This is a genomic window from Paracoccus sp. (in: a-proteobacteria) (genome assembly GCF_035556475.1).
Classification (GTDB): domain Bacteria; phylum Pseudomonadota; class Alphaproteobacteria; order Rhodobacterales; family Rhodobacteraceae; genus Paracoccus.
Window position 1 is genome coordinate 59,829 of record NZ_DATMFA010000083.1, and the last position, 6,800, is coordinate 66,628.

Consider the following 6,800-nt stretch of genomic DNA (forward strand, 5'->3'; position numbering starts at 1 on the left):
TGAGGGGGCAGGGAAATGAAGGATCTGTATCAAGGCCAGCGAGCGATGCGGAACATGCGCCGACAGGCCATGCAACGCGGCGTGATTGCGGTCCTCGACATCGGAACCTCGAAGATCGCCTGCCTCGTCCTGCAATTCGACGGCCCCGGCCAGTTCCGCGAGACGGATGGCGTGGGCCCGATGGCGGGCCAGTCCAATTTCCGGGTGATCGGCACCGCGCATACCCGCTCACGCGGGATGCGGTTTGGCGAGATCCAGACCATGGCCGAGACCGAGCGCGCGATCCGCACCGTGATCCAATCCGCCCAGAAGGCCGCGGGCACGCGCGTCGACCATGTGATCGCCTGCATCTCGGGCGCGCGCCCGGCCTCCTACGGGCTGGCCGGAGAGATCGTGCTGCCCGGCGGCAAGGTCGCGCAGGATGACGTGGCCCGCGTGCTGGCAGCCTGCGATGTCCCTGATTTCGGCCGAGGCCGCGAGGTGCTGCACGCGCAGCCCGTGAACTTTGCCGTCGATGGCCGCTCGGGGATGCAGGATCCGCGCGAGCATTCCGGCGACCGGCTGGCGGTCGACATGCATGTGCTGACCGTGGACGGCGATGCCGCCGGAAACCTCGTCCATTGCATCCGCCGCTGCGACATGGAGCTGGCGGGGGTCGCCTCGGCCTCCTATGCCTCGGGCCTCGCCGCGCTGGTCGAGGACGAGCAGGAACTGGGCGCCGCCTGCATCGACCTGGGCAGTGGCACGACGGGCGTGTCGGTCTTCATCAAGAAGCACATGATCTTTGCCGATGCGGTGCGCTTCGGGGGCGACCTGATCACGCAGGACATCGCCAAGGGGCTGCGGGTCAGCTACGCGCAGGCCGAGCGGCTGAAGACCCTGCATGGCGGGGTCGAGGCGACGGGCCGCGACGACCGCGAGATGATCGAGCTGGGCGGCGAGACCGGCGACTGGGAGACCGACCGCCGCGCCGTCAGCCGGGCCGACCTGATCGGAATCATGCGCCCGCGGGTCGAGGAAATCCTCGAGAACGTGGCCGAGATCCTCGATGCGGCGGGCTTCGACTTCATGCCCTCGCGCCAGGTCGTGCTGACCGGCGGCGGCAGCCAGATCCCCGGCCTCGATGTGCTGGCGGCCCGGATGCTGGGGCAGAATGTCCGCATCGGACGGCCGCTGCGGATCCAGGGACTCCCGCATAACGCGACTGCTCCGGGCTTTTCCGCGGCCATCGGGCTGGCGCTGCTGACGGCCCATCCGCAGGACGAGTGGTGGGATTTCGAGATGCCCGCCGAAGCCTATCCGGCGCGCAGTTTCCGGCGGGCCTACCGGTGGTTCAAGAACAACTGGTAGTTGAATCGAAGCTTGATACGGTAGTGGTTGGGGGTATTCCCACCACATGGCGGAGAATGGGCAAGATACCGCCGAAAACATCGGCGATTCACGCCATATTTTGTAGGGCGACCGTGTTTTTAGGGTGACGGTGGGGCCGAATCTGGCTACGCTTTCAGCTATACGGGGATTCGACCGGACCGCGCACAGGTTCGGCGCAACAGACAAGGCGGGCGAGACATGGAACGGCAGATCCATCTGATGCTGAACGATGACCAGGAACTGAAGCCGCGTATCACCGTTTTCGGCGTGGGTGGTGCAGGCGGCAACGCGGTCAACAACATGATCGACAAGCAGCTTGAGGGCGTCGAGTTCGTCGTCGCCAATACCGATGCCCAGGCCCTGACCAATTCCAAGGCGGAAAGCCGCATCCAGATCGGCCCGAAAGTGACCGAGGGGCTGGGCGCGGGCGCCAAGCCCTCGATCGGCGCCAAGGCCGCCGAGGAGACGATCGAGGACATCGTCGACCACCTGATGGGCGCGCATATGTGCTTCATTACCGCCGGCATGGGCGGCGGCACCGGCACCGGCGCTGCCCCGATCATCGCCCAGGCCGCGCGTGAGATGGGCATTCTGACCGTCGGCGTCGTCACCAAGCCCTTCCAGTTCGAGGGCACCAAGCGGATGCGTCAGGCCGAGGACGGCGTTGAGGCGCTGCAGAAGGTCGTCGACACGCTGATCATCATTCCGAACCAGAACCTGTTCCGTCTCGCCAACGAAAAGACCACCTTCACCGAAGCCTTCGCGATGGCCGATGACGTGCTCTATCAGGGCGTCAAGGGCGTGACCGACCTGATGGTGCGTCCGGGCCTGATCAACCTCGACTTCGCCGACGTGCGCGCGGTGATGGACGAGATGGGCAAGGCGATGATGGGCACCGGCGAGGCCTCGGGTGAGAATCGCGCAGTGCAGGCGGCCGAGAAGGCGATCGCGAACCCGCTCCTCGACGAGATCAGCCTGAACGGCGCGAAAGGCGTCCTGATCAACATCACCGGCGGCTACGACCTCACGCTGTTCGAGATGGACGAGGCGGCCGAGAAGATCCGCGAGAAGGTCGATGCGGATGCCAATATCATCGTCGGCTCGACCATGGATCCGTCCATGGAAGGCACGATCCGCGTCTCGGTCGTCGCGACCGGCATCGACGCCACCACGGCCGAGATCCCGGCACCGCGCCGCGGCATGAAAGAGCCGCTGACCCAGAACCCGCCGGTCTCGCAGCGCGTGGTCGAGGAAGAGGTGCCGGCGCGCCGCTCTGCCCCCATGGTCGAAGCGCGCGAAGCCGCCCCGGTCGCCACGCCGCAACCGCGTTCCCAGCAGCCCGCCGCCGCGCGCTATGAGGATGAGGACATGCCGCGTCCGGCCTATCAGCCCGAGACGCGCCAGCCCCAACCCGATGCGCTGAACGCCGATTCCGGCAGCTTCGTCGCGCCGCGCCGCGCGGCCGCACCGGCAGGGACGCCTTCGGACGCGGTGATGCAGCGCCTGGCGCAAGCCGTCCAGCGCGCGCCCGAGCGTCAGGGCGGGCAGCCCGCTCCGCGTGCCGCGCAGCAGTCCCAGCCGCAACCGCAGCCGGCGCAGGACGTCGCCAGCCGTGTCCAGAGCCGGATGGGCGGGCTCAGCCGGATGCTCGAGCGGATCTCGGGCCATGGCGACCACGCGGCTGAAAAGCCGCCGGCCTCGACCATCGCAGAGCGCGTGAACGAGCGCGTGGCCGCCCGTCGCAACAGCGGTTTCGATGCCGGTTTCGACGATCTGGCCAGCCCCGACCGGGCCGATGACAATGTCGAAATTCCGGCTTTCCTGCGCCGTCAGGCCAACTGAGCCGATCACAAATATTTCGTGACACTTCGATCAAGGACCGCTCCGGCGGTCCTTTTCTTATGTGTTCGCAAAGGGTTGCGGGTTGTCGACGGGGGCATGGCAGTGGAACGTTGCCAATGTTTCACCCCGTTACAATTCGTTAATTGTGACTTTTTGCTTGCGTGACTAACTCAGCATCAAGGCCGGGTCCCCGAGGTTCGGGACGGCCCCGGAAATAAAGTGAGATAGGCAAGACCATGCAGACGACCATTGCTCAGAAAGCTCAGTTCCGCGGTGTGGGCCTGCACTCGGGTGCAGCGGTCCGGCTGGCGATTCTGCCTGCTCCGGTCGATCACGGCATCGTCTTTGTCCGCACCGATCTGGGCGGCGTGCGCATTCCCGCGCTCTGGGACCATGTGACGCCCTCGCAGCTTTGCACGCTGCTCGACAACGGGCAGGGCGCCACCGTTTCGACGGTCGAGCATGTGATGGCCGCGCTGGCCGGGACCGGCATCAACAACGCCATCGTCGAGGTGAACGGCCCGGAAGTGCCGATTCTCGATGGTTCGTCCGAGCCCTTCGTGACCGGCATTCTGGAGGCGGGGATCCGCCAGCAGCCCGAGGCCGGCCTGCGCGCGATCCGCATCCTGCGCCCGGTCGAGGTGCATCACGGCCAGGGCTTTGCGCGCCTGTCGCCGGCCGAAAATCTCGAGATCCATTTCGACATCGACTTTGCCGATGCCGCGATCGGTCATCAGGAAAAACGGCTCGACATGGCGAATGGCAGCTTCGTGCATGAGCTGATGGACAGCCGCACCTTCTGCCGTCAGGCCGATGTGATCGAGATGCAGCAGAACGGCCTGGCGCTTGGCGGCACCTATCTCAACGCCGTCGTCATCGACGGCGACAAGGTGCTGTCGCCCGGCGGCCTGCGCCACGCGGACGAGGCCGTGCGCCACAAGATGCTGGATGCGATGGGCGACCTTGCGCTGGCGGGTGCACCGATCCTCGGCCGCTATACCGGCCACCGTGCGGGCCATGCCATGACCAACAAGCTGCTGCGCGCGCTTTTCGCCGCGCCGGACGCCTGGGAATGGGTTTCGGTCACGCCGGCGATGCAGCAAAGCCTGCCCGGCGCCGGCCTTTCGGACAGCGCGCATTACGCTCCGCGTGCGCGGCAGCTTGCCGTCGCCTGATCCATGGGCGGCGGCGGTGCCGTTTCGGTGATCGATCAGCCCGCCTTTTCCGTGTTTTGCCATTTTGCGCCGCCCGTTTTTCTGTGCTAGGACGACCGGGCCGCGCGACAAATCCCCCGCGGGGCGCATGGATTTTCTGACGGGCAGGTAGATATGGCGGGCATCAGATCGACGGGTTCCTTGGTTGCGGTGGCCCTCTCTGTCGCTCTGCTGGCAGGGTGCGGGGGCGGCTCCAGCAAAAAGCCCGAATCGCTCGAGAGCTTTACCGCCGAGGAAATCTACAAGCGCGGCGAATATGAGCTTGAGAACAGCCGCAAGCCCGCCGACGCCGTGCAGTATTTCTCGGAGGTCGAGCGGCTCTATCCCTATTCCGACTGGGCCAAGCGCGCGCTGATCATGCAGGCCTATTCCTATCACCGCGCCCGCGACTACGAAGAGGCGCGTGGGGCCGCGCAGCGTTTCATCGACACCTATCCGGGGGATGAGGACGCCGCCTATGCGAAATATCTGCTCGCCCTCAGCTATTACGACCAGATCGACGAGGTTGGCCGCGATCAGGGCCTGACCTTCCAGTCGCTGCAGGCGCTGCGCGAGGTGATCGAGGAATATCCCGACACCGAATATGCGCGCTCCTCGATCCTCAAGTTCGACCTTGCCTTCGACCACCTCGCCGGCAAGGAGATGGAGATCGGGCGCTATTACCTCAAGCGCGGCCATTATACCGCCGCGATCAATCGCTTCCGCGTCGTGGTCGAGGAATACCAGACCACCACCCATACGCCCGAGGCGCTGATGCGTCTGGTCGAGGCCTATCTGGCGCTGGGACTGAACAACGAGGCGCAGACCGCCGGCGCGATCCTTGGCCACAACTTCCGCTCCTCACCCTTCTATAGCGACGCCTATGCGCAACTTCGCGGTGCGGGGCTGTCGCCCGAAGCCACCGGGAACAGCTGGCTGACGAATGTCTACCGCCAGGTGATCCAGGGCAAGTGGCTGTAACCGCCTGATGCTGCGGCATCTCGACATTCGCGACATGCTGCTGATCGACCGGCTGGAACTGGATTTCCGGCCGGGCCTGAACGTCCTGACCGGAGAGACCGGGGCGGGCAAGTCGATCCTGCTCGATTGCCTCGGCTTCGTCCTTGGCTGGCGCGGCCGGGCCGACCTGATCCGCAGCGGGGCGAGCCAGGGCGAGGTCACGGCGGTCTTCGACCTGCCCCCCGTCCATCCCGCCCGCACCCTGCTGGAGGAGGCGGGCTTTCCGGTTTCGGATGAGCTGATCCTGCGCCGCGTCAATGCCGGCGACGGGCGCAAGACCGGCTATATCAACGATCGCCGTGCCTCGGGCGAGGTGCTGCGGTCCTTGTCCGAAACGCTGGTGGAACTTCACGGCCAGCATGACGACCGGGGCCTTCTGAACCCGCGCGGTCACCGGCTTCTCCTCGACGCATTCGCGGGGTTGGACCTTGCGCCGGTCCGCGCCGCCTGGGCCGCGCGACGCGAGGCCCGCGCCGCGCTCGCCACCGCCGAAGCCGCCCTTGCGAGCGCGAAGGGCGAGGAGGAGTTTTTGCGCCACGCCGTCGCCGAACTCGACAAGCTGGCGCCGCAACCGGGCGAGGAGGCGGAACTCGACACCCGCCGCCGGGCGATGCAGGGGGCCGAGCGGATTCGCGGCGATGTCGCGCGCGCTGTGCAGGCGTTGGGACCGGAAGGCGCCGAAGGGGCGATGCTCGATGCCGTGCGTTGGCTGGATGCCGCCGCCGAACGCGCCGAGGGGCGGCTGGAAGCGCCCGCTGCTGCCCTGCAACGCGCCCTCATCGAACTTGGTGAGGCGTTGGCCGGGGTCGAGGGGGCGCTGGAGGCGATGGAATTCGACCCGCGCGACCTCGAACTGACCGAGGAGCGGCTTTTCGCGCTCCGGGCCCTTGCCCGCAAGCATGAGGTTCTGGCCGACGATCTCGCCACCCTTGCCGATGAGTTGCGCGAGCGGCTGGGCGGGATCGACGCCGGCGAAGGGGATCTGGCGCGCCTGACCGAGGCGGTTGCCGCGGCCGACGCCGCCTATGACCGCGCGGCCGGGGGGCTGAGCGCAGCGCGCGCCACGGCCGCCAAGCGGCTCGATGCCGCGATGGCGGCCGAGCTTGCGCCCCTGAAGATGGAGCGCGCGGTTTTCGAGACCCGCATCACCCCCGCCGATCCCGGCCCCGAGGGGCGGGACGCGGTGGCCTTCACCGTCGCGACCAATCCGGGCGCGCCCAGCGGTCCGCTGGACCGCATCTCCTCGGGCGGCGAGTTGTCGCGTTTCCTGCTGGCGTTGAAGGTCTGCCTCGCGCGCGGCAATGACTCGCTGGTGCTGATTTTTGACGAGATCGATCGCGGCGTCGGCGGCGCCACGGCCGATGCGGTGGGGCG

Annotated in this window: 5 protein-coding genes; all 5 read left to right on the forward strand. The window is 67.0% G+C overall.

Annotated elements, in window-relative coordinates; all coding sequences use genetic code 11:
- The first annotated feature begins 15 nt into the window (after positions 1 to 15).
- Positions 16 to 1,350, forward strand: coding sequence for a cell division protein FtsA (gene ftsA, locus VNQ78_RS10950; RefSeq protein WP_325689579.1), 1,335 nt, complete (start codon positions 16 to 18; stop codon positions 1,348 to 1,350).
- 219 nt (positions 1,351 to 1,569) lie between these two features.
- Positions 1,570 to 3,213, forward strand: a complete 1,644-nt coding sequence (ftsZ, locus tag VNQ78_RS10955; RefSeq protein ID WP_325689581.1) for a cell division protein FtsZ — start codon at positions 1,570 to 1,572, stop codon at positions 3,211 to 3,213.
- Positions 3,214 to 3,449: 236 nt separating this feature from the next.
- A complete protein-coding gene (lpxC, locus tag VNQ78_RS10960) occupies positions 3,450 to 4,388 on the forward strand; it encodes a UDP-3-O-acyl-N-acetylglucosamine deacetylase (protein WP_325689583.1) in 939 nt (312 codons plus the stop codon).
- A gap of 153 nt (positions 4,389 to 4,541) precedes the next feature.
- Positions 4,542 to 5,387 carry an outer membrane protein assembly factor BamD gene (locus tag VNQ78_RS10965; protein ID WP_325689585.1) on the forward strand — a complete coding sequence of 282 codons (846 nt, stop codon included), beginning with the start codon at positions 4,542 to 4,544 and terminating at the stop codon, positions 5,385 to 5,387.
- Between the two features lie 7 nt (positions 5,388 to 5,394).
- On the forward strand, positions 5,395 to 6,800 hold a 1,406-nt coding region (locus VNQ78_RS10970; protein WP_325689587.1), incomplete at its 3' end, for a DNA repair protein RecN.

Excerpts from the sequence above, each read along its gene's own strand:
- VNQ78_RS10965 (WP_325689585.1), top strand. The coding sequence starts at position 4,542 with ATGGCGGGCATCAGATCGACGGGTTCCTTGGTTGCGGTGGCCCTCTCT.
- ftsZ (WP_325689581.1), top strand. The coding sequence starts at position 1,570 with ATGGAACGGCAGATCCATCTGATGCTGAACGATGACCAGGAACTGAAG.
- lpxC (WP_325689583.1), top strand. The coding sequence starts at position 3,450 with ATGCAGACGACCATTGCTCAGAAAGCTCAGTTCCGCGGTGTGGGCCTG.
- ftsA (WP_325689579.1), top strand. The coding sequence starts at position 16 with ATGAAGGATCTGTATCAAGGCCAGCGAGCGATGCGGAACATGCGCCGA.